The sequence below is a fragment of the Bradyrhizobium sp. ORS 86 genome, from assembly GCF_045571475.1.
Classification (GTDB): Bacteria; Pseudomonadota; Alphaproteobacteria; order Rhizobiales; family Xanthobacteraceae; genus Bradyrhizobium.
The window spans coordinates 2,778,620-2,798,374 of record NZ_CP120699.1 but is presented as its reverse complement, the minus strand read 5'-3'; the positions used below and the strand labels follow the sequence as shown (position 1 = coordinate 2,798,374).

Sequence of the window (19,755 nt, the reverse complement as noted above, 5' to 3'; positions counted from 1 at the left end):
GAGCGAGCCGATCTACAGCGCTCCGCTCGCTTGATGTCGCGGGACCCATCCCCTCCTATAGAGGTGCAGGTCGCGCGTCGCTGATGCGCGTTCCGCTTAAGGTCGATCGCTTCGGCGGTACTGCGCGTAACGGGGCATCCAGACCTTGGCATGGATGCGCTGCTCGATCTGATCGACCGGAACATCCTTGGCCAGCCCTTCCTTGTGCGCCTGGATCGCCACTGCCAGGGCGACCGTCACTGCGACGTCGCGCAGCGCGCTGACCGGCGGCAGCAGGTTGTGCTTCGGGTTGTCGCGAGCCGGCGAGGAACTCGCCAGCGCCTTGGCTGCGGCCATGAACATGCCGTCGCTGACGCGGCGGGCGCCGACCGCCAGCGCGCCGAGGCCGACGCCCGGAAAGATGTAGGAGTTGTTGGTCTGGTCGACCTTGAAGCGAGTGCCGTCGCGCGTGATCGGCGGGAACGGGCTGCCGACGCCGATCAGCGCCCGCCCCTCGGTCCAGGTCTCGATGTCCGACGGTGTCGCTTCGGCGCGCGAGGTCGGATTCGACAGCGGGAAGATCACCGGCCGCTGGTTGATTTCGGCCATCGCGCGCACGATCGGCTCGGAGAACGCACCGGCCTGGCCGGACACGCCGATCAGCACGGTCGGCCGCGCGTTGCGCACCACGTCGAGCAACCCGATCTTGTCGGGATGGGTGAGCGTCCAGCCCGCGATCGCCTGCGTCTTCTGCACGAAGGGAAGCTGGAATGAGGCGAGTCCGCTCATGCCTTCCAGCAGCAGCCCATCACGATCGACCATGAAGAAGCGCGTCGCGGCCTCGCTCTCCGACAGGCCGGCATCGCGCATCGCGGCGCGGATCAGGCCGGCGATGCCGCAGCCGGCCGAGCCTGCGCCGAGCACGGCCACGCGCTGCTCGGTCAGCGGTACGCCGGTGACGTTGATCGCCGCCAGCAAGGCGCCGGTCGCCACTGCTGCCGTGCCCTGAATGTCGTCGTTGAAGGTGCAGAGCCGATCGCGATAGCGCTCGAGCATGCGGGTCGCGTTGTTCTTGGCGAAGTCTTCCCACTGCAGCAGGACATTTGGCCAGCGCTTCACCACGGCTGCGACGAAGGCCTCGATGAAGTCGTCATACTCCTGTCCGCGGATGCGCTCGTTGCGCCAGCCGATATAAAGCGGATCGGCCAGGCAATCGGGATTGTCGGTGCCGACATCGAGCAGGATCGGCAGCGTCGTCGCCGGATGCAGGCCGCCGCAGCCGGTATAGAGCGCAAGCTTGCCGATCGGGATCCCCATGCCGCCGGCGCCCTGATCGCCCAGGCCGAGGATGCGTTCGCCGTCGGTGACGACGATCGCCTCGACCCTGTCGAAGCGCGGCTGCGCCAGAATGCGATCGATCCGGTTCTTGTGCGGAATGCTGAGGAACAGCCCGCGCGGCTTGCGAAATAAGCGGCTGAAGTGCTGGCAGCCTTCGCCGACGGTCGGCGTGTAGACGATCGGCAGCAGCTCTTCCAGATTGGCGACCAACAGCGCGTAGAACAATGTCTCGTTGGTGTCCTGCAACTCGCGCAGGAAGGCATAGCGTTCGAGATCGGTCTCGTAGCCGCGCAGGGCCTGGAGGCGGCGCGAGACCTGCTCGTCCAGCGTCGCGACATTGGGCGGCAGCAGCCCGTGCAGGTCGAATGCCTCGCGCTCCGCCTCGGAGAACGCCGTGCCCTTGTTGAACTGCGGATCAGCTAATAACTCGTATCCGCTCAGCGCGGTGGTGGCGAAATCTCGAGTCGACTCGGGCATGACGAGGTCCCTCAGTGTGGAATGCCGGGTCGAACTGTAGCACTTCGACGCGCACGATCGGAGCGCGAAGGCGCCCTGCGCGCCATGTCCTTACTCGGCCGGGAGGCCGGAACGCGCGCCGCGCAGTGGTTCATGACAGCGTGATGAAGCCGGCGCTGACGCCCGGATCGGGCGCGTCGGTCCCGCACCGACCGTGGGCCTCCACTTTTGCGTGACGGCGCCGTGCACGGCCACAAAGTTTTCCAAATTCGCACCTAGGCGAAACGACGGATGGCGAAGATGGTTCGTGCATATTGGCTTTCGCTTGGTCTCGTGGTGCTGGCGCTGTCGGTGATGCATCCGGCCGTGGCCCAGGTGCCGGACTTGCGAACGGGCGGCTCGATCCCGACACTGGCGCCGCTGGTCCGCCGGATCACGCCGGCGGTCGTCAACATCTCCGTGCATGGCCGGGTCCGCGAGGACAACCCGCTCTACCGCGATCCCGTCTTCCGCGAATTCTTCGACGTTCCGAAGCAGATCGAGCACGAGGTCAACGCCGCCGGCTCCGGCGTGATCGTCGATGCCCAGCGCGGCTATGTCCTGACCAACAACCATGTCGTCGAAGGCGCATCGGTCGTTCAGATCACCACCAAGGACAGCCGGCAGTTCGCCGCGAAGGTGATCGGCCGCGATCCGCCGACCGATGTCGCCGTGTTGCAGATTGAAAACCCTGGTGACCTCAAGGCGCTTCCGCTCGGCGATAGCGACGCGCTCGAGGTCGGCGACTTCGTGCTCGCAATCGGCAACCCCTTCGGCCTCGGCCAGACCGTCACCTCGGGGCTCGTCAGTGCGCTCGGACGCACCGGCCTTGCCAAGCAAGGTTACGAGGACTTCATCCAGACCGATGCCGCGATCAATCCGGGCAATTCCGGCGGCGCGCTGGTCAGCCTGCGCGGCGAGTTGGTCGGCATCAACTCGGCGATCATCTCGCCCGCGGGCGGCAATGTCGGGATCGGCTTTGCGATTCCGGTCAATATGGCGCGGCGGGTGATGGAGCAGATCATCGCCACCGGGCACGTCGAACGCGGCCGCATCGGAATCGCGCTGCAGGACCTGCGTCCATCCAGCAACAGGGGCCGCAGCGAAGGCGCCGTGATCGCCGAGGTCGCAGCGGATTCGCCTGCGGAGCGAGCCGGCCTGCGCAAAGGCGACGTCGTCACCATGGCCGACGGCCACCCGATCCGCACCGCAGCCCAGCTTCGCAATCTGGTGGGCCTCGCCCGGATCGGCCAGGACGTCAGGCTGACGCTCGAACGCGAGGGCGGCCTCGCCAACATTGTGGTTCGAGTGGCGCCGCCGCTCGCGCACAACGGCACGCTCGCCAACAGAAGTCGCCTCATTCGCTAAGACCGGGCGATTCCATTCCTTGACCTTGCGACTCGCGAGATGGAACTAACGCGCTCCCGTTGCTCCTCCGGACAGACATCAACATACCTTGGTATGATCTCTGTGATTCCTTGTCATGCCCTGTGCCTACGCTCGTACAGTTGAGCGGCGGAGAGAGATTTTTACACTCGCAATGATTGGGAAGACTGTCACGAGAACCAGGTGTCGCCTGCAACACCGGTTCGTTGAGGAATCCTCAAATGATCGTCAACATTCAGAAGCTGAATGGCCTTTGGCACCTCATCGTCGGGTCGTGCAAGATCCGAACTCCGTTCCTGGAGACTCAGGACCGGGAGTGGGTCGTCGCGTACGCCCGGCGTGTCTACCCCGGCGCCAGGATTTTCGAGCGCGACTGATTTTGGCCGTTAGCGTCACAGCTCGCACTTCGGCGGTTGTGATCTCGCATTTGCGGACTGGCGATATCACCGAAACGGCCGCGCCTGGTCACGAAGCTGCACCCCTAGAAGACAAGGCCCCGGAGCACGCTCCGGGGCCTTTGCTTTCAGCGTGGCAGCGGCATCGCGATTACCGCAGTGCCGACACAACGATCAGGCCGAGAATCAGCGCGGTCACCGAATACTTCAGCGTGTAGTACACGCTCCGATTCCAGTCCTTGACCTTGCGGCTGGCGAGGTGGAGCTCATAGAGCTTGCCGAACACCTTGTTCAACGCACCGACGTGCTCGCCGTCGACGTTCTGCGTGGCCGACGCCTTGACGATGTTGTGGCTGACCCAGCGGTTCATCGCGGTCATGAAGCCGAACTTCATCGGGCGTTCGACGTCACAGAACAGGATGATGCGGTTGACGTCGGTCTTGTTCTCGGCGCTGTGGATGAAGGTCTCGTCGAACATGAAGGCCTCGCCGTCGCGCCAGACGCATTCGACGCCGTCGACCAAAATGCGGCACTGGTTCGAGTTCGGCGTCACTAAGCCGAGGTGGTAGCGCAGCGAGCCGGCGAAGGGATCGCGATGCGCGCCCAGCTTGCCGCCCGGCGGCAGCATCGCGAACATCGCGCCGTGCACGTTCGGGATCGAATTCAACAGCTCGACCGTCTTCGGGCACAGCGTGCGCGCCGACGGCAGGAAGTCGTCGTACCATTTCAGGTAAAAGCGCTTCCAGCCGCTTTTGAAGAAGGAATAGAAGCCCCAGTCGTTGTTCTTCGCTGCGGCGCGGATGAAGCCCTCGTCGAACAGGCGCGTCGCCTCGTCGCGAATCATCTCCCAGTTGTCAGAGAGCTTCTTCAGCTCCGGAAACTGCTCGACCGGAATCACCGGCGTGTTCGGCACTGCCGAGCCCGCATACATCAGCACGTTGTAAGGCGCGAGATAGGTCGAGTGATCGCCGAGCTGGCGCGCGAACCGCAGCCGTTGCTTGCCGCGGAAGTGCACATAGAGCGTGGAAGCCACCAGCACGTAGAGAAGAACGAGCTGCGGCGCAAAGAGCTGTCTCAACATGATCCGTCTGTGATCGCGGCCCCCGACGCGGTCCGTTCCCCTCGCCCTGTCCCGCAACAGCCGGTCCGGCTGGCCGGTGGCCCAGGACAAGCAGAAGCTCAAAGCGCATCGCGTTCGCGAAATCCCCTTGTTTCATAGCGGGTTGGCGCGACGGCAGATCCGACCCCGGTCCCGGAAGCCCTGCCGAGTTGCCATCCCGGCGCTCTTGTAAGCGTTTGCTCACCAAAAGGGAAGCAGCGCGTCGATCACACCTGCGGACTTTCGACTTCAAATTGCGGAGACGAAGGGATCGATCTACAGCGCGAACCGCGAGAGAAGTTCATCATTGACAAATTAGTTAGACAATTACTAATCAAAGCTAACCCGCCGTCGAACGGCGAAGCTAAAGGGAGGAATGATGAGACACATTTTGGCAGTCGCCATTCTTGCGGCCATGACATCGGTCGCTCACGCCCAGGTCTCTGACGACGTCGTGCGCATTGGGGTGCTGACCGACCTGTCGAGCTGGGGCCGCGATAATTCGGGCCCGGGTTCGGTCGAGGCGGCCAAGATGGCGGTGGAGGAGTTCGGGCCGACGGTGCTCGGCAAGCCGATCGATATCATCTCGGCCGACCACCAGATGAAGACCGATGTCGGCGTGCAGATCGTGCGCGGCTGGTTCGACAACGGCAAGGTCGACGCGGTGGTCGACATCCCGAACTCCGGCATCGCGATCGCCGTCCACAACATGGTCCGCGAGCGCAACAAGATCGCGCTGCTGTCCGGTCCCGGCGCGAGCTCGCTGACGGACGAGCTGTGCAGCCCCAACACCGTACACTTCACCTACGACACTTACGCGCTGTCGAAGGTGACAGCTTCCGCGGTGATCCAGCAGGGCGGCAAGTCCTGGTACTTCATCACGGCGGACTACGCCTTCGGCCAGCAGCTCGAGAAGGACGCCACGCGCTTCATCAATGAGATGGGCGGCAAGGTGCTCGGCAGCGTTCGGCATCCAACCAACACCGCCGACTTCTCTTCTTTCGCGCTGCAGGCGCAAAGCTCCAAGGCCGACGTGGTCGCCTTCGCCAATGCCGGCCAGGACACCGACAACGCGATCAAGCAGGCCGGCGAATTCGGTCTCGTGCAGGGCGGTCAGAAGCTCGTTGGTCTCCTGATGTTCGACACCGATATCCACGCGATCGGCTTGAAAGCGGCGCAAGGCACCTACATGACCACGGCGTCTTACTGGAACATGGACGACAAGACACGGGCCTGGTCGAGGAAATTCTACGAACGCACCAAGGTGATGCCGACCATGATCCAGACCGGCGTCTACGGCTCGGTGCTGCATTATCTCAAGGCGATCAAGGCCGCCGGCACCGACGATCCGCAGAAGGTGATGGCCAAGATGCGCGAACTGCCGATCGAGGACACGTTCGTGCACGGCGGCAAGCTGCGCGAGGACGGCCGCGTGATCCGCGACATGTACCTCGCCAAGGTGAAGTCGCCGTCGGAATCCAAGGAGCCGTGGGACTATCTCGATATCGTCAAGACGGTGAAAGGCGAGGATGCGTTCCGTCCGGTGTCCGAGTCGAAGTGCCCGCTGTTGAAGAAATAGGATCGGTCGTATGGCAGACAACGCGCAAGAGACCTACGAATGCGACGCGCTTGTGGTCGGCTCCGGTTGCAGCGGCCTGTCGGCCGCAGTCACCGCGGCCCACCACGGGCTGAAGGTGCTCGTCGTCGAGAAGGAGCCGCGCTTCGGCGGCACCACTGCGCGTTCCGGCGGCTGGCTCTGGATCCCCGGCACGTCTCTGGCGAAAGCCTGGGGCATCGAGGAGAGCCCCGACCAGGCCAGGACCTATCTCAGGCACGAAGCCGGCAACAGCTTCGATGCCGCGCGCGTCGATGCGTTCCTGACCGAAGGGCCGAAGGCGGTCGATTTCTTCACCACCAAGACAGCGGTGCGATTCGACATGCCGCTGACCTTCCCGGACTATCATGCCGAAGCGCCGGGCGGCGCGCAGGGTGGCCGCTCGATGGTCGCCCGCCCGTTCGACGGGCGTGAGCTCGGCAACCACATCAAGGATCTCGGCAGCCCCCTGCCCGAGCTCACCGTGTTCGGCATGATGCTCGGCTCCGGCAAGGAGATCATCCACTTCATGCGCGCAACCCGCTCGCTGGCCTCGGCGGCCTATGTCGCCAAGCGCCTCTCGAAGCATGCCGGCGACGTGGTGCGCCATGGCCGCGGCATGACCCTCACAAATGGCAATGCGCTCGCCGGCCGGCTGGCCAAATCCGCCTTCGACCTCAACGTGCCGCTCTGGCTCAATTCGCCGGTGCGCCAATTGATCATCGAGAACGGCGCGGTGCGCGGCGCGGTGGTCGAACGCCAGGGCCGCACGATCCGGATCAATGCGAGGCGCGGCGTGGTGCTCGCCTGCGGCGGCTTTCCGCATGACGTCGCACGGCGGCAGAAGATGTTCCCGCATGCACCGACGGGCAAGGAGCATTACTCGCCCGGCCCGACCGGCAACACCGGCGACGGCTTGCGGCTCGCGGAATCCGTCGGCGGCCGGGTCGAGGATTCGCTCCCCAACGCGGCGGCCTGGGTGCCGGTCTCGGTCACCACGCGCAAGGATGGCTCGAAGGGCGTGATGCCGCACTTCATCGACCGCGCCAAGCCCGGCGTGATCGCGGTGATGCGCGACGGCAAGCGCTTCGCCAATGAGGGCAACTCCTACCACGACTTCGTGCAGGAGATGATGAAGGCTGCCAAGCCCAGCGAGGAGATCGCGGCGTACCTTGTCTGCGATCACCGGACCTTGCGCAAATACGGCCTCGGCTGCGTGCCACCGCGCCCGATGCCGCTCGGCCATCATCTCAAGACGGGGTATCTGAAGCGCGGCAATACGCTCGCCGAACTCGCCGCGCAGGCCGGCATCGACGCCCGCGGATTGAAGGCAACGGTTGCCGACTTCAACAAGCTCGCCGCGGAAGGGCGCGATCCCGCCTTCGGCAAGGGCTCGCGCGCCTATAACCGCTATCAGGGCGACGCGCTGCACGGGCCGAACCCCTGCGTGGCGCCGCTCGAACACGGACCGTTCTATGCGATCAAGATGGTGATCGGCGATCTCGGCACCTATGCCGGCATCGTTACCGACGCGCAGGCGCGCGCGCTGGATGCCGAGGGACATGTCATCCCCGGGCTCTATGCCGCCGGCAACGACATGGCGAGCATCATGGGCGGCAACTATCCGGGCGCCGGCATCACCCTCGGCCCGGCGCTGACCTTCGGCTACATCGCCGGACGTCACCTTGCATCGGCCACGTCGGAAAGAAGCGCGGCATGAGCGCGGTCGCCCAATTGCTGGCCGGCAAGCGCGCGCTGGTCACCGGCGCGGCCCACGGCAACGGACGCGCCATCGCGCGCGGACTTGCGGCCCACGGCGCCGATGTGGTGGTGACCGACATCGATCTCGCCGGCGCCGAACAAACCGCGGCCGACATCCGCGGGTCTGACTGCGCCGCCTGGGCCTTTCGCCTCGACGTGTCGGATGCCGCGGCCTGTCATGCGCTGGCGCAGAGGATCGGCCGCGAGATCGGGCCGATCGCGGTGCTGGTCAACAACGCCGGCATCATCATTCGCGAGGGGATCGATTCGCCCAAGGCGCACGACAATTGGCGGCGGGTGCTCGACGTCAACCTCACCGGCACCTTCAACGTGACCCACGCCTTCCTGCCGGCGCTGCGCGAGACCCGCGGCGCGATCATCAATCTCGGTTCGATCGCCTCCTTCGTCGGGGTTGCCGACACGCTGGGTTACGCGCCGTCCAAGGGCGGCGTGAAGCTGTTGACGCAGGCGCTGGCGCGCGAACTCGCGGCCGACGGCATCCGCGTCAACGCCATCGCCCCCGGCGTGATCGCGACCGCCATGACTGAAGCGACTCGCAGCGACCCCGCCCGGCTCGCAGGATTTCTGGGCCGCACGCCGCTCGGCCGTGTCGGGGAGCCGGAGGAGCTGGTCGGCCCGGTGGTGTTTCTCGCCTCCGAACTCGCGTCCTATGTGAACGGCGTGACCATGCCCGTCGACGGAGGATTTCTGGCCGTATAAGGACGTTGTCGAGAGCTCGCAGGGCCATGACGAAAGAAAGCCGCGGCATACAGTCGATCGAGGTCGGTGGAGAGTTGCTGCGCGCGCTCGCCCGCAGCGGCGAACCGATGATGCTGCGCGATCTTGCGCGCGAAGCCGGCATGCCGCCGGCCAAGGCGCATCCCTATCTGGTGAGCTTCTCCCGCATCGGACTGATCGAGCAGGACGAGACCACGGGCCGCTATGAGATCGGCGCGCTCGCACTCGAGCTCGGCCTGATCAGTCTGCGCCGGCTTTCGGCCGTACGCATCGCGACGCCGCGGATCGCCACCCTCGCCGACAGCATCAATCATGCAGTGTCGCTGTCTGTCTGGGGCACCCACGGGCCGACTGTGGTGCGGCTCGAGGAGCCGAGCCATCCCGTGCACATCGCAATGCGCGTCGGATCGGTCGTGGCCCTGCTTGAGACCGCGACCGGCCGGGCATTCGCCGCCTTCATGCCGCCGAATGCGGTCAGGACGGCGCTCGAAAGCGGTCTTGATCGCCTCGGTGTCGGCTACAATCCGAAGCGCGCGCCAACAAGCGCGAGGACCACGGAGATGCTGGCCGAGGTCCGCAGCCACGGGCTGGCGCGCGCCATCGGCGATCCGTTACCCGGCGTCAACGCCTTCGCAGCTCCGGTGTTCGATCATGCCGGCCACGTCGCACTCGTCATCACGGCGATGGGGCCGGAGGGCACGTTCGACGTCAATTGGGGCAGCACGATCGCGACCGCGCTGCGCAATTGTGCGAGCGATATCTCGAGACAGTTGGGCCACGGCACAGTGTAGGCGTCGGAGCGACGGCCGCTATCACTGAGTTGCCCGACGGCGCAAGACCTGGCCTGAAAAATATTTCTGTTTTACGAAAATGGATGCGAACACGCAAAACGACGCGTAGACTTCGTCAGTGCGTAGAAGCAGCCGGCAGAACTAGCCAATAGTTTCGACCATTCGTCCGCGGATCAGAGTTGTCGCTGGTTGAGAAGACAACATACGTCGTAACCGTATCGTGCGATTGCCTGACAAAGTTGAACCGACCAAGTCCTATATTTTGAATGTCCGCGCGGGCGCTCCTTGGGAACTTCAGCGGGGTAGCCCCTTCATAAACGACAACCGGCGATCGCTGATTTCTTGGATCATCATCGATATGTTCGCCGAGCATCTGTGTTGGAGCGCTGAAAGCAAATCCTCCATCCGGTTCAAACTTTGTTAGCAAAGCTACAACAGCACCAGTTGGCCGAACATCTGGCACGTATTCCCTTCCCAGCCAAAGCGCGATCGGAAGAAAGACTGCGGTGATTGCGAGAGAACCGCCGAGAGCCACGGCGAATTCACGTTTACCAATCGAGCGCGCAGGATCAATCATCGACCACCGTTGTTGCACTGAAACAGTTTAGAGCGCACTAATTCCGCTCTAGCCGATCTGCGACATCATCGGATACCGGCTGGCCGCTTGAGCATGGCGTAGCCCAGTGCCGATAATCAAGAACCAATGCCAATGCTTGAGCTGCTAGTCGATGGTGGGCGCAGCCTATTCGCCTATCAAGCCACAACTTTGCTCAGTCCAAGCCTCGGGGCCAGCGTTCTTGGATGACCGCTAGGCGCATGCAGTCATCTTCGACGGGTCGTATCGTCACCCATCGTTCGTTCTTCATGCATGCGAAAGGGCAAAGCCCGATCGGAAGCCACTCCTCACGGGTCTGCCCCTACAGATGCGGGATCAGTAACGATAATGATCCGACTTGTACGGGCCTTCCGGCTTGACACCGATGTAGTCGGCCTGGTCCTTGCGCAGTTCGGTCAACTTGACGCCGATCTTGGCGAGGTGCAGGCGCGCGACCTTTTCGTCCAGCGTCTTCGGCAGCACGTAGACCTTCTTCTCGTACTTGCCGCCCTTGTTATTGGCGAACAGCTCGATCTGCGCCAGCGTCTGGTTGGTGAACGAGGCCGACATCACGAAGGACGGATGGCCCATCGCGTTGCCGAGGTTCACCAGACGGCCCTCCGACAGGAGGATGATGCGGTGTTTGTCGGGGAATTCGATCTCGTCGACCTGCGGCTTGATGTTGGTCCACTTCAGATTGCGCAAAGACGCGATCTGGATCTCGTTGTCGAAGTGACCGATGTTGCAGACGATGGCACGATCCTTCATCGCGCGCATATGCTCGATGGTGATGATGTCCTTGTTGCCGGTGGCGGTGACGAAGATGTCGGCACGAGGAGCCGCGTCTTCCATGGTGACGACTTCATAGCCTTCCATCGCCGCCTGCAGCGCGCAGATCGGATCGACCTCGGAAACCATGACGCGGCAGCCGGCCTGGCGCAGCGAGGCGGCCGAGCCTTTGCCGACGTCGCCGAAGCCCGCGACCATCGCGACCTTGCCCGACAACATCACGTCGGTGCCGCGGCGGATGCCGTCGACCAGCGACTCGCGGCAACCATAGAGGTTGTCGAACTTCGACTTGGTGACGCTGTCGTTGACGTTGATCGCAGGGAACAAGAGCGTGCCCTTGTTGGCCATCTCGTACAGGCGGTGCACGCCGGTGGTGGTCTCTTCCGAGACGCCCTTGATGTTCTTGGCGATCTCGGCGAACCAGCCCTTCGGCTTCTCCTTCAGGAGGCGCTTGATCAGCGCGTAGAAGATCTCCTCTTCCTCCGAGGTCGGCTTGTCGAGGAAGGCGGTGTCGCCCTGCTCGGCCCGATAGCCCGCATGCACCAGCATGGTGGCGTCGCCGCCGTCATCGAGGATCATGTTAGGCGTGCCGCCGCCGTGCCAGTCGAACAGCTTGGCGGTGTAGTCCCAGTATTCGGTCAACGTCTCGCCCTTCACGGCGAACACCGGTATGCCGGCAGCCGCGATCGCGGCGGCGGCGTGATCCTGGGTCGAATAGATGTTGCAGGAGACCCAGCGGATGTCGGCGCCGAGCGCGGCGAGCGTCTCGATCAGGACCGCGGTCTGGATCGTCATATGCAGGGAGCCCGCAATGCGCGCGCCCTTCAGCGGCTGCTTGGGGCCGTACTCCTCGCGGGTCGCGATCAGGCCGGGCATCTCGGTCTCGGCGAGCGAGATCTCCTTGCGGCCGAAATCGGCGAGCGAAATATCCTTGACGATGTAGTCGGTGAAGCCGGGCTTCGTGGGGGCGTTCATGTTGTTTTCCTAGTCGGTGAGTCCAGCGTATCAGTAGCAAAGCGAGCCCAACGCCGTGCGGCGGGGCATTCGCCCTCGCCCCGTTCTTACGGGGAGAGGGTCGGGGTGAGGGGCTCCATCCACCGACTGAGTCCGCGGAGAGTCCCCCTCACCCGCCGCTTCGCGGCGACCTCTCCCCGCACGCGGGGCGAGGTAAAAGCATCAGAGCGCGCGCTTGAGCTGCTCGACGAGATCGGCCTTCTCCCAGGAGAAGCCGCCTTCATTGTCCGGCGTGCGGCCGAAATGGCCGTAGGCCGAGGTGCGGGCGTAGATCGGGCGGTTGAGGTCGAGATGGGTGCGGATGCCGCGCGGCGTCAGATCCATCGCCTGCGCCGCCGCCTTCTCGAGCTGGTCCTCCGGCACCTTACCGGTGCCGTGGGTGTCGATGTAGATCGACAGCGGACGCGCAACGCCGATCGCGTAGGCGAGTTGCAGCGTGCAGCGGTCGGCGAGACCCGCCGCGACGATGTTCTTGGCGACATAGCGTGCGGCATAGGCCGCCGAACGGTCGACCTTGGTCGGGTCCTTGCCGGAGAATGCGCCGCCGCCGTGCGGCGCCGCGCCGCCATAGGTGTCGACGATGATCTTGCGGCCGGTCAGCCCGGAGTCGCCGTCGGGGCCGCCGATGAAGAACTTGCCGGTCGGGTTGATATGCCAGATCGTCTTGCCGTTGATCCATTCCTTCGGCAGCGCCTCGCGGACATAGGGCTCGACGATGTCGCGAATCTGGTTGGAGGTGAGGTCCTCGACCAGATGCTGGTGCGAGACCACGATCTCGCGCACGCCGACCGGCTTGCCGTTCTCGTACTGGACGGTGACCTGGCTCTTGGAGTCCGGGCCGAGCACCTTTTCCTTGCCAGAGTGGCGCGCTTCAGAGATCAGCCGCAGGATCTTGTGGGCGTAGAAGATCGGCGCCGGCATCAGGTCCGGCGTCTCGTTGGTGGCGTAACCGAACATGATGCCCTGGTCGCCGGCGCCCTCTTCCTGGTTGGAAGGCTGCTTGCCGTCGACGCCCTGCGCGATGTCGGCAGACTGCGGATGCAACAGGATCTCGATGTCGCAGTTCTGCCAGTGGAAGCCTTCCTGCTCGTAGCCGATGTCCTTGATTGCGTCGCGGACGACGCTCTCGATCTGGTCGTTGGTGACCGAGCTAGGGCCGCGGGTCTCGCCGGCGATCACCACCTTGTTGGTGGTCGCGAGCGTCTCGCATGCCGCGCGGATCTGCCAGGGGTCGATGCCCGCCTTGGGCCCCTCGCGATAGAACAGGTCCACGATCTCGTCCGAAATGCGATCGCAGACCTTGTCCGGATGACCTTCCGAGACCGACTCGCTGGTGAACAGATAAGACGCGCGCATCAAGCAAACCCCTTGTTTCGTCGGACGCCGACGTTCGTTGGTGAATATGTCCCCGGAATGTCAGTCTCGTCGTCGCGAGATGACGTAGGATTCGTCGTAAAACCACAGCCCGTTGTGTTTGCGGAGAACTTCGCGCGTGGCCTCGAGAGCTCGTCCGTTTTCGGTCGTTTCGGTCAACCGGTCATCTTCGATCTGCGCGACATACACTGCCGCATTCCACGCTGCAAAGGCCGTCGAGGTTCCGATCGAGCCCGTCACCTCGTTGGGCAGCGCTTCCATATCATATCGGAAGATCGAACGGTTATCCGCGTAAGCGTTGAAGTTCAGCTCACGCCCGGTCGACCCAAGCTCATATTTCACCGCGCGCAATATCTCATGACGACTGACGGCGAAAGGATTTTCTCCGGGCCAAACGGCCTGAATAATTTCAAGCCCGGGGTCGCCTCCATGGGAGTGGATTCCTATCAGGCGCCCGCCGCCGCGCAACGCCCGGGCCAGCGGCGCGATGATCCGCTTGGCGCGGAAATTCACAGAGGATTTGGCCCGGTAGGGCTGGGAGGCGATCACAAGGTCGAAATTGGCCTCGGTCCGGCCGGCTCGGGGAATGATCGAGTCGAGCAGAAACCGGTGATCGTCACGGTACAGCACCAGAGCAACCGGCCGCTCGTAGATCGGCATGGCGGTCCGCGGGCTCACCATGGCCCGCCAGTTTTGCTCGAGAAATGGGCCGAGTTCTGCGATCTGGGCCTCGAATTCGCCCGAGGAGGCCCCGCGCAGGGGGACCTCGTGCCAGATCATGCTCGCGGCGGCCGTGTTCGACCGCGGTGTCAGCCAGGGCGCCTCCGCGTAGTACATGTTGGTGAAGACGAACACGCTCGCCGGATGCTCGAACAGGCGATCCGGCACCTTGTCCAGGGTGAGGCGGACGTCCTCGAGACTGAGCTCCTTGCCGGCAACGTAGAACGGCATATTGGGGAAGCGGCCGTGCATCGCCCGCAGAACCCGCGCCAGCACGGTGCCGTCGCCCATGCCGGCGTCGAACACCCGCAGCGCCGGTGGCCGCGGATGGATCGCCGACAATTCCAGCGCGACCCGGTCAGCAATCACCCGTTTCTCGCTGCAAGTATGGACAAACAGCAGATATCGCTGGCGATTCTCGAAGAAGCGGAAATTGCCCCGCGGATCGCGCTTCTCCAGGGGCACCACCAGGCCGCGCGGCGGCGCCACGCCGCCCGGCGTGGAGGTGGCGATGAAGGCGTTGATGCGGTCGAGCGTATCGATGGTGATGCGCTTGCCCTCGCGCAGCCGGTGCACCAGCTTGCCGTCGTTGACGGCCCGGCGGCCGAACGTCGTCTCCGCCATGTCGGAACGACGGCAGAAGTCCGTGATCTGGCCGAGGATTTCGTCGTTCTTCATGGAGCGGGCGTGGGCGGACAGTTGGGACGATGGTGGGCAGAGCTAAAGGTTGATTGTCTCGTAGCACGTCTTGCCCACCGTTTGAACCCCTATCTGCGCGCCGATCAGCAAACGTGCGTGAGCCGCACGGCTGGCAGCGCCGGGTCCAGTCAGGGTATCGAGGGTGGATCAGGCCTTGCTGCGCCCGCCTCGCCCGGGGCGCCGACAGTTCGTTCCGGGCAGGTGCCGGCGGGGGTCCGTGCCGAGGTCGTCGCCGCGACTACGGGCAGGCAGCTACGGTAGTCGAATTCCTCGCTGCTCGGCGAGGTCGATCCGGCAGGAAGATGATGCTCACTCTTGCCACGTCATTACGAGCCAACGGGTCGCGCGAATGCGCGCCCGATGACAGGCCCCGCGAAGCAATCCATGCCTCCGCGGAGGGAAAGAGTGGATTGCTTCGTCGCTTCGCTCGTCGCAATGACGACAACCGAGGCGGTCTTACTTCCCCCACACCTCGTTCCCGACCTCGACCGCGAGTCGCAGCTTGGCCCACTGCTCCTCCTCGGAGAGGATGTTGCCCTCCTCTGTCGAGGCGAAGCCGCATTGCGGCGACACCGCGAGTTGCTCGAGCGGAGCGAACTTCGCCGCCTCTTCCAGCCGCCGCTTGATGTCGTCCTTCTTCTCGAGCTCGCCGAACTTCGAGGTGATGACGCCGACCACCACGACCTTGTTGCCCTTGGGCAGGAAGCGCAGCGGCTCGAAGCCGCCGGCACGGTCGGAATCATATTCGAGGAAATAGCCGTCGTAGTTGGTGCCGGCGAGCAGGGTCTCGGCGACCGGCTCGTAGCCGCCAGACGAAATCCAGGTGGAGCGGAAATTGCCGCGGCAGACATGGGTGGTGATCACCATGTCCGAGGGACGCTCGGCGATCGCGTAGTTGATGATGCGGGCATAGATCTCCTGCAGGCCATCGGGATTGTCGCCGCGATCGCGCGACTTCTGCAATTCCTCCTGCGAGCACAGATAGGCCCACACCGTGTCATCGAATTGCAGGTAGCGGCAGCCGGCGTCGTAGAACGCCTTCACCGCCTTGCGGTAGGTCTTGCCGAGATCCTGGTAGAACTCCTCGAGATCGGGATAGACCTCCCTCGAGATCAGCTTGCGTCCGCCGCGGAAGTGCAGCACCGCCGGCGACGGGATCGTCATCTTCGGCGTGACATGGGCCTGGTCGGCGTATTTCTTCAGGAACCTGAAGTGATCGAGCATCGGGTGACGATCGGAAAAGTCGAGCTTGCCGATCACCCTGATGGCGTCGTGCCGGGTCTGCACGCCCGCGAACTGAATACCCATTTCCGGGTGGAACAGCTCACAGCCGGTCAGGTGGCTAAGGAAATCGAAGTGCCACCAGGAACGGCGGAACTCGCCATCGGTCGCAAGCTTCAACCCGATCGAGGCCTGCTTGTGCACGACCTTCTCGATCTCCATGTCCTCGACCTTGCGCAGATCGTCGGCCGAGATCTCGCCCTTCTCCAGCCTGGCGCGGGCCTCCTTGATCTTCGGCGGGCGCAACAGGCTGCCGACCTCGTCGGCACGAAACGGAGGCTTGGTTCGCTGCATGATCGACTCCCGGACGTTTCTAGTGTGCTTTGGCCCCTGAAACGCCGAGGTGGCGTTCAAGGACGGACGGATCGGCTTTCAGCGCGCTGCTTGCGGCATCGTGCACGATCGTGCCGCGTTCCAATATCACAACGCGGTCGGCAAGCCCCAGAATCTTTTGTGCGTTCTGCTCGACGATAATCGAACAAATACCCCCCGAGCGCGTGATGGTTCCGATCGCCTTTAACAATTCCTCAACGATGATCGGCGCGAGGCCCTCGGTCGGCTCGTCGAGCAGCAGCACCTTCGGATTCAGCGTCAGCGCGCGACCGATCGCCAGCATCTGCTGCTCGCCGCCGGAGAGCTGGTTGCCGAAATTGCCGCGGCGTTCTTTCAGCCGCGGAAACATCTCATACACCCGTTCGACGGTCCACGGCCCGGGCTGCGCCACCGCAGTCATGTTCTCTTCCACGGTCAGCGAACGGAAGATGTTGCGCTCCTGCGGCACCCAGCCGATGCCGGCACGAGCGCGCTGGTCGGGCCGCATCGCCGAGATGTCACGGCCCGCCAGCGACACGCTGCCGCCGAAGCGCCTGACGATGCCGACGATCGAATTGATCAGCGTGGTCTTGCCCGTGCCGTTGCGGCCAAGCAGCGCCAGCACCTGGCCTTCCGCGAGGCTGAGCGACATCCCGGGCAACACCACCGCCTCGCCATATCCGGCACGCAGGTCCTGTACGGAAAGAAGATCAGGCATCGGCGGCCTCGCCGAGATAGACCGCCCTCACCTGCGGATCGCGCGCGACCTCGTCGGGCGCGCCTTCAGTGAGCAATCCGCCATTGACCAGCACCGAGATGCGGTCGGCGAAGGAGAACACCAAGTCCATATCGTGCTCGATCAGCAGCACCGTGACATCACGCGGCAGCGCCGCGACCGCCGCGAGGATGTCGTGCCGCTCGCTCTCGGGCACGCCGGCCGCCGGCTCGTCGAGCAGCAGGACTCGCGGCTTGGCGGCGATCGCCACTGCGATCTCGAGCAGGCGCTGCTTGCCATAAGGCAACGTCGTGGTGAGCTCGCTCATCACGTCGAGCAAATGGAAGCGCGCGAGAATCTCGGCGATCTCCGTATTGACATCGTCGCGTGTGCCCATCCGCCGCCACCAGTCGCCGCCGCGGCCCATCCGCTCGGAGACGGCAAGCCCGATGGTCTCGAGCGGGGTGAGATCGGCATAAAGCTGGTTGATCTGGAAGGTGCGCGACAGGCCGCGCAGCACGCGCTTATGCACGGAGAGGCCGGTGATGTCGCTACCTTCGAGCAGGATGCGTCCGCTGTTCGGCCTGAGCACGCCGGTGAGCTGATTGATGACAGTGGTCTTGCCGGCGCCGTTCGGGCCGATCAGCGCGTGGCGGGCGCCCCGCATCACCTTCAGCGACAGATCGCGGGTGACGCGAAGCCCGCCGAACGATTTTTCAAGGCCGCGGGTTTCGAGCGAGATTGTCATGACGCATCACTCTCGGGAACAGCGACGACAGCCTTGCGGCCGGCGAATTGGCGGATGATCAAATTCGGCACGAACAGCACCCAGCGGTGCATGCGCGCGCGGCCGACCAGCACGATCACGACCAGCACGAGACCGATCCAGAACAGCCAGTATTGCGGAGTTATCCCCTGAAAGAACTCATGCAACATCTTGAACACGACGGCGCCGATCAGACCGCCATAGAGATAGCCGGTGCCGCCGATCACGAGCACCAGCATCAGATCGGCCGAGCGTTCGAAGGCGAAGACGTCGAGCGAGGCGAGCGCGGTAGTCTGGGTGAACAGCGCGCCGGCGATGCCCGCATAGAACGCGGCGAGCGTATAGACCGCGACCAGGCGACGATTGACCGGCACGCCGATCGCCGCCGCGCGCAGCGGATTGTTCCTGATCGCGCGCAGCGACAGCCCGAATGGCGAATGCACGATGCGCCGGGCGAGCAGGAACAGGACGAACAGCACGATCAACGAATAGAAGAATCCGTTCTTGCCGAACATATCGAAGGCAAACAGCCCGAGGATCGGCTGCATCTCGATGCCCTGCAGGCCGTCCGTGCCGCCGGTGACGTCGGAAAAGCGCTCGGCGAGTGCCTCCAGCAAGAGCGCGATCCCGAGCGTCACCATCAGCCGAGTCAGGTCGACGCCGCGGATGACAAGAAAGCTGGTCAGGAAACCGAGCGCGGCCGCGACGAGACCCGCCGCGACGAGCGCGATGACCGGCTCGTTGATGATGCCGTGCAACGCCAACAGCCCGGCCGAATAGGCGCCGATACCGAAAAACGCCGCGTGGCCCAGCGAAACGATGCCGGCATAACCGAGGATGAGGTCGAGGGACAGCGCGAACAGCCCGAGCCGCACGATGTCGGTCATGATCAGATAGCGCGACGGGAACAGAAAGGCGCAGGCGAGCGCCAGAACCCAGAACGCGACCTCGCCGAGCCGCCAGCGTGCGCCGGCAACGGCTTGAGAGGAAACGTCCGTCAGCGCGGTCATGGCGCGTTCACCGCGCAGCGGTGCGGCCGAACAGGCCGTTCGGGCGCCAGATCAGGATCACGATCATGACAGTGTAGATCACGAACGGACCCATCTTCGGCACGTAATATTTGCCTGCAACGTCGGCGATCCCGAGCAGCAGCGAGGCCAGGAACGGCCCGGTGATCGAGGATGAGCCGCCGACCGTCACGACGATCAGGAAATAGATCATGAACTTCAGCGGGAAATAGGGGTCGAGCCCGAGGATCTCCGCGCTCAGCGCGCCGCCGAGGCCGGCAAGTCCGCAGCCGAAAGCGAAGGTGAAGGCGAATACCTGCGGCACGTTGATGCCGAGCCCGATCGCAGCGCGCGGATCGTCGACGGCGGCGCGTAGGCGGCTGCCGAACCGAGTCCTGGACAGGATGAGTTGCAGCGCGAGCGTCAGCAGGCCGCAGATCACGACGATCATCAGCCGGTAGCGGCCGATCCCGACGCCGAACAGATCGATCTGCCCTTCCAGCGCCGCCGGTAACTTGATGAAGACCCGCGCCGAGCCCATGATGTAGTCGACCGCGGCGACCGACATGAACACCAGGCCGATCGAGAACAGCACCTGATCGAGATGGCTGCGCGTGTAGAGATGACGATACAGCGCCTGCTCCATCACGGCGCCGATCGCGGCGCTGGCGGCGAAAGCGAGCGGCAGCGCGGCAAAGAACGGCCAGCCGGAATTATTCACCAGCACGGCGCAGACGTAGCCACCGGCCATGGCAAAGGCGCCATGCGCGAGATTGACGAAGTTCATCAGCCCGAGCGTCACCGCAAGCCCGCAGGCGAGCACGAACAGCAGCATGCCGTAGGCGACGCCGTCGAACAGGTTCGTGAGGACAGAAGCCATTGGGGTCAGCTCAATCGCGAGGACGCA

The 19,755-nt window shown here is 64.1% G+C and carries 17 protein-coding genes; 6 read left to right on the top strand and 11 right to left on the bottom strand.

Going from position 1 to position 19,755, the window contains the following annotated elements:
• Positions 1-96: 96 nt before the first annotated feature.
• The gene (locus P6U25_RS12580; protein WP_407151486.1) at positions 97-1,794 is read right to left on the bottom strand and encodes an NAD-dependent malic enzyme; all 1,698 of its coding nucleotides are present in this window, start codon (positions 1,792-1,794) and stop codon (positions 97-99) included.
• A gap of 279 nt (positions 1,795-2,073) precedes the next feature.
• Between P6U25_RS12580 and P6U25_RS12575 the strand changes: the two genes are divergently transcribed.
• A complete protein-coding gene (locus P6U25_RS12575) occupies positions 2,074-3,180 on the top strand; it encodes a trypsin-like peptidase domain-containing protein (RefSeq protein ID WP_407151485.1) in 1,107 nt (368 codons plus the stop codon).
• A gap of 239 nt (positions 3,181-3,419) precedes the next feature.
• Positions 3,420-3,575: a hypothetical protein gene (locus P6U25_RS12570; protein ID WP_407151484.1), complete on the top strand. Its 156-nt coding sequence runs from the start codon at positions 3,420-3,422 to the stop codon at positions 3,573-3,575.
• 169 nt (positions 3,576-3,744) lie between these two features.
• Here P6U25_RS12570 and P6U25_RS12565 read toward each other — a convergent pair whose 3' ends face one another.
• Positions 3,745-4,674, bottom strand: coding sequence for an aspartyl/asparaginyl beta-hydroxylase domain-containing protein (locus tag P6U25_RS12565; RefSeq protein WP_407151483.1), 930 nt, complete (start codon positions 4,672-4,674; stop codon positions 3,745-3,747).
• 394 nt (positions 4,675-5,068) lie between these two features.
• On the opposite strand from P6U25_RS12565, the gene P6U25_RS12560 reads away from it, so the two are divergent.
• From P6U25_RS12560 to P6U25_RS12545, 4 genes are read left to right on the top strand one after another with little or no spacing between them, the layout of a single operon-like run.
• Positions 5,069-6,271: an ABC transporter substrate-binding protein gene (locus tag P6U25_RS12560; protein WP_407151482.1), complete on the top strand. Its 1,203-nt coding sequence runs from the start codon at positions 5,069-5,071 to the stop codon at positions 6,269-6,271.
• 10 nt (positions 6,272-6,281) lie between these two features.
• Positions 6,282-8,006, top strand: a complete 1,725-nt coding sequence (locus P6U25_RS12555) for an FAD-dependent oxidoreductase (RefSeq protein ID WP_407151481.1) — start codon at positions 6,282-6,284, stop codon at positions 8,004-8,006.
• Positions 8,003-8,767 carry an SDR family NAD(P)-dependent oxidoreductase gene (locus tag P6U25_RS12550; protein ID WP_407151480.1) on the top strand — a complete coding sequence of 255 codons (765 nt, stop codon included), beginning with the start codon at positions 8,003-8,005 and terminating at the stop codon, positions 8,765-8,767. Before P6U25_RS12555 ends, P6U25_RS12550 begins: the two co-directional genes overlap by 4 nt.
• A gap of 26 nt (positions 8,768-8,793) precedes the next feature.
• Entirely contained in the window at positions 8,794-9,576 is a 783-nt protein-coding gene (locus P6U25_RS12545) for an IclR family transcriptional regulator (protein WP_407151479.1), read from the top strand.
• A gap of 115 nt (positions 9,577-9,691) precedes the next feature.
• On the opposite strand, the gene P6U25_RS12540 is transcribed toward P6U25_RS12545, so the two are convergent.
• From P6U25_RS12540 to P6U25_RS12500, 9 genes are all read right to left on the bottom strand, one after another.
• On the bottom strand, positions 9,692-10,153 hold the full coding sequence (locus tag P6U25_RS12540) for a hypothetical protein (protein ID WP_407151478.1): 462 nt from the start codon (positions 10,151-10,153) through the stop codon (positions 9,692-9,694).
• A 354-nt stretch (positions 10,154-10,507) separates the two neighbouring features.
• A complete protein-coding gene (gene ahcY, locus P6U25_RS12535; protein ID WP_407151477.1) occupies positions 10,508-11,935 on the bottom strand; it encodes an adenosylhomocysteinase in 1,428 nt (475 codons plus the stop codon).
• Positions 11,936-12,136: 201 nt separating this feature from the next.
• Complete coding sequence (metK, locus tag P6U25_RS12530) at positions 12,137-13,330, bottom strand: methionine adenosyltransferase (protein ID WP_407151476.1); 1,194 nt, start codon at positions 13,328-13,330, stop codon at positions 12,137-12,139.
• A gap of 60 nt (positions 13,331-13,390) precedes the next feature.
• Positions 13,391-14,746: a hypothetical protein gene (locus tag P6U25_RS12525; protein ID WP_407151475.1), complete on the bottom strand. Its 1,356-nt coding sequence runs from the start codon at positions 14,744-14,746 to the stop codon at positions 13,391-13,393.
• Between the two features lie 477 nt (positions 14,747-15,223).
• Positions 15,224-16,342 (bottom strand): cobalamin-independent methionine synthase II family protein, encoded by a 1,119-nt coding sequence (locus P6U25_RS12520; protein ID WP_407151474.1) that lies wholly within the window; start codon positions 16,340-16,342, stop codon positions 15,224-15,226.
• Positions 16,343-16,361: 19 nt separating this feature from the next.
• On the bottom strand, positions 16,362-17,078 hold the full coding sequence (locus P6U25_RS12515) for an ABC transporter ATP-binding protein (RefSeq protein WP_407151473.1): 717 nt from the start codon (positions 17,076-17,078) through the stop codon (positions 16,362-16,364).
• Positions 17,071-17,823 (bottom strand): ABC transporter ATP-binding protein, encoded by a 753-nt coding sequence (locus P6U25_RS12510; protein WP_407151472.1) that lies wholly within the window; start codon positions 17,821-17,823, stop codon positions 17,071-17,073. Before P6U25_RS12510 ends, P6U25_RS12515 begins: the two co-directional genes overlap by 8 nt.
• Positions 17,820-18,851, bottom strand: coding sequence for a branched-chain amino acid ABC transporter permease (locus P6U25_RS12505; protein WP_407151471.1), 1,032 nt, complete (start codon positions 18,849-18,851; stop codon positions 17,820-17,822). The genes P6U25_RS12510 and P6U25_RS12505 overlap by 4 nt, the downstream gene beginning before the upstream one ends.
• A 7-nt stretch (positions 18,852-18,858) precedes the next feature.
• Positions 18,859-19,728 (bottom strand): branched-chain amino acid ABC transporter permease, encoded by an 870-nt coding sequence (locus tag P6U25_RS12500; RefSeq protein WP_407151470.1) that lies wholly within the window; start codon positions 19,726-19,728, stop codon positions 18,859-18,861.
• Positions 19,729-19,755: the final 27 nt, after the last annotated feature.

Coding starts and splice junctions, on each gene's coding strand:
- P6U25_RS12555 (WP_407151481.1), top strand. CDS start 6,282: ATGGCAGACAACGCGCAAGAGACCTACGAATGCGACGCGCTTGTGGTC.
- ahcY (WP_407151477.1), bottom strand. CDS start 11,935: ATGAACGCCCCCACGAAGCCCGGCTTCACCGACTACATCGTCAAGGAT.
- P6U25_RS12515 (WP_407151473.1), bottom strand. CDS start 17,078: ATGCCTGATCTTCTTTCCGTACAGGACCTGCGTGCCGGATATGGCGAG.
- P6U25_RS12550 (WP_407151480.1), top strand. CDS start 8,003: ATGAGCGCGGTCGCCCAATTGCTGGCCGGCAAGCGCGCGCTGGTCACC.
- P6U25_RS12560 (WP_407151482.1), top strand. CDS start 5,069: ATGATGAGACACATTTTGGCAGTCGCCATTCTTGCGGCCATGACATCG.
- P6U25_RS12525 (WP_407151475.1), bottom strand. CDS start 14,746: ATGAAGAACGACGAAATCCTCGGCCAGATCACGGACTTCTGCCGTCGT.
- P6U25_RS12545 (WP_407151479.1), top strand. CDS start 8,794: ATGACGAAAGAAAGCCGCGGCATACAGTCGATCGAGGTCGGTGGAGAG.
- metK (WP_407151476.1), bottom strand. CDS start 13,330: ATGCGCGCGTCTTATCTGTTCACCAGCGAGTCGGTCTCGGAAGGTCAT.
- P6U25_RS12500 (WP_407151470.1), bottom strand. CDS start 19,728: ATGGCTTCTGTCCTCACGAACCTGTTCGACGGCGTCGCCTACGGCATG.
- P6U25_RS12575 (WP_407151485.1), top strand. CDS start 2,074: ATGGTTCGTGCATATTGGCTTTCGCTTGGTCTCGTGGTGCTGGCGCTG.
- P6U25_RS12570 (WP_407151484.1), top strand. CDS start 3,420: ATGATCGTCAACATTCAGAAGCTGAATGGCCTTTGGCACCTCATCGTC.
- P6U25_RS12580 (WP_407151486.1), bottom strand. CDS start 1,794: ATGCCCGAGTCGACTCGAGATTTCGCCACCACCGCGCTGAGCGGATAC.
- P6U25_RS12520 (WP_407151474.1), bottom strand. CDS start 16,342: ATGCAGCGAACCAAGCCTCCGTTTCGTGCCGACGAGGTCGGCAGCCTG.
- P6U25_RS12565 (WP_407151483.1), bottom strand. CDS start 4,674: ATGTTGAGACAGCTCTTTGCGCCGCAGCTCGTTCTTCTCTACGTGCTG.
- P6U25_RS12540 (WP_407151478.1), bottom strand. CDS start 10,153: ATGATTGATCCTGCGCGCTCGATTGGTAAACGTGAATTCGCCGTGGCT.
- P6U25_RS12505 (WP_407151471.1), bottom strand. CDS start 18,851: ATGACCGCGCTGACGGACGTTTCCTCTCAAGCCGTTGCCGGCGCACGC.
- P6U25_RS12510 (WP_407151472.1), bottom strand. CDS start 17,823: ATGACAATCTCGCTCGAAACCCGCGGCCTTGAAAAATCGTTCGGCGGG.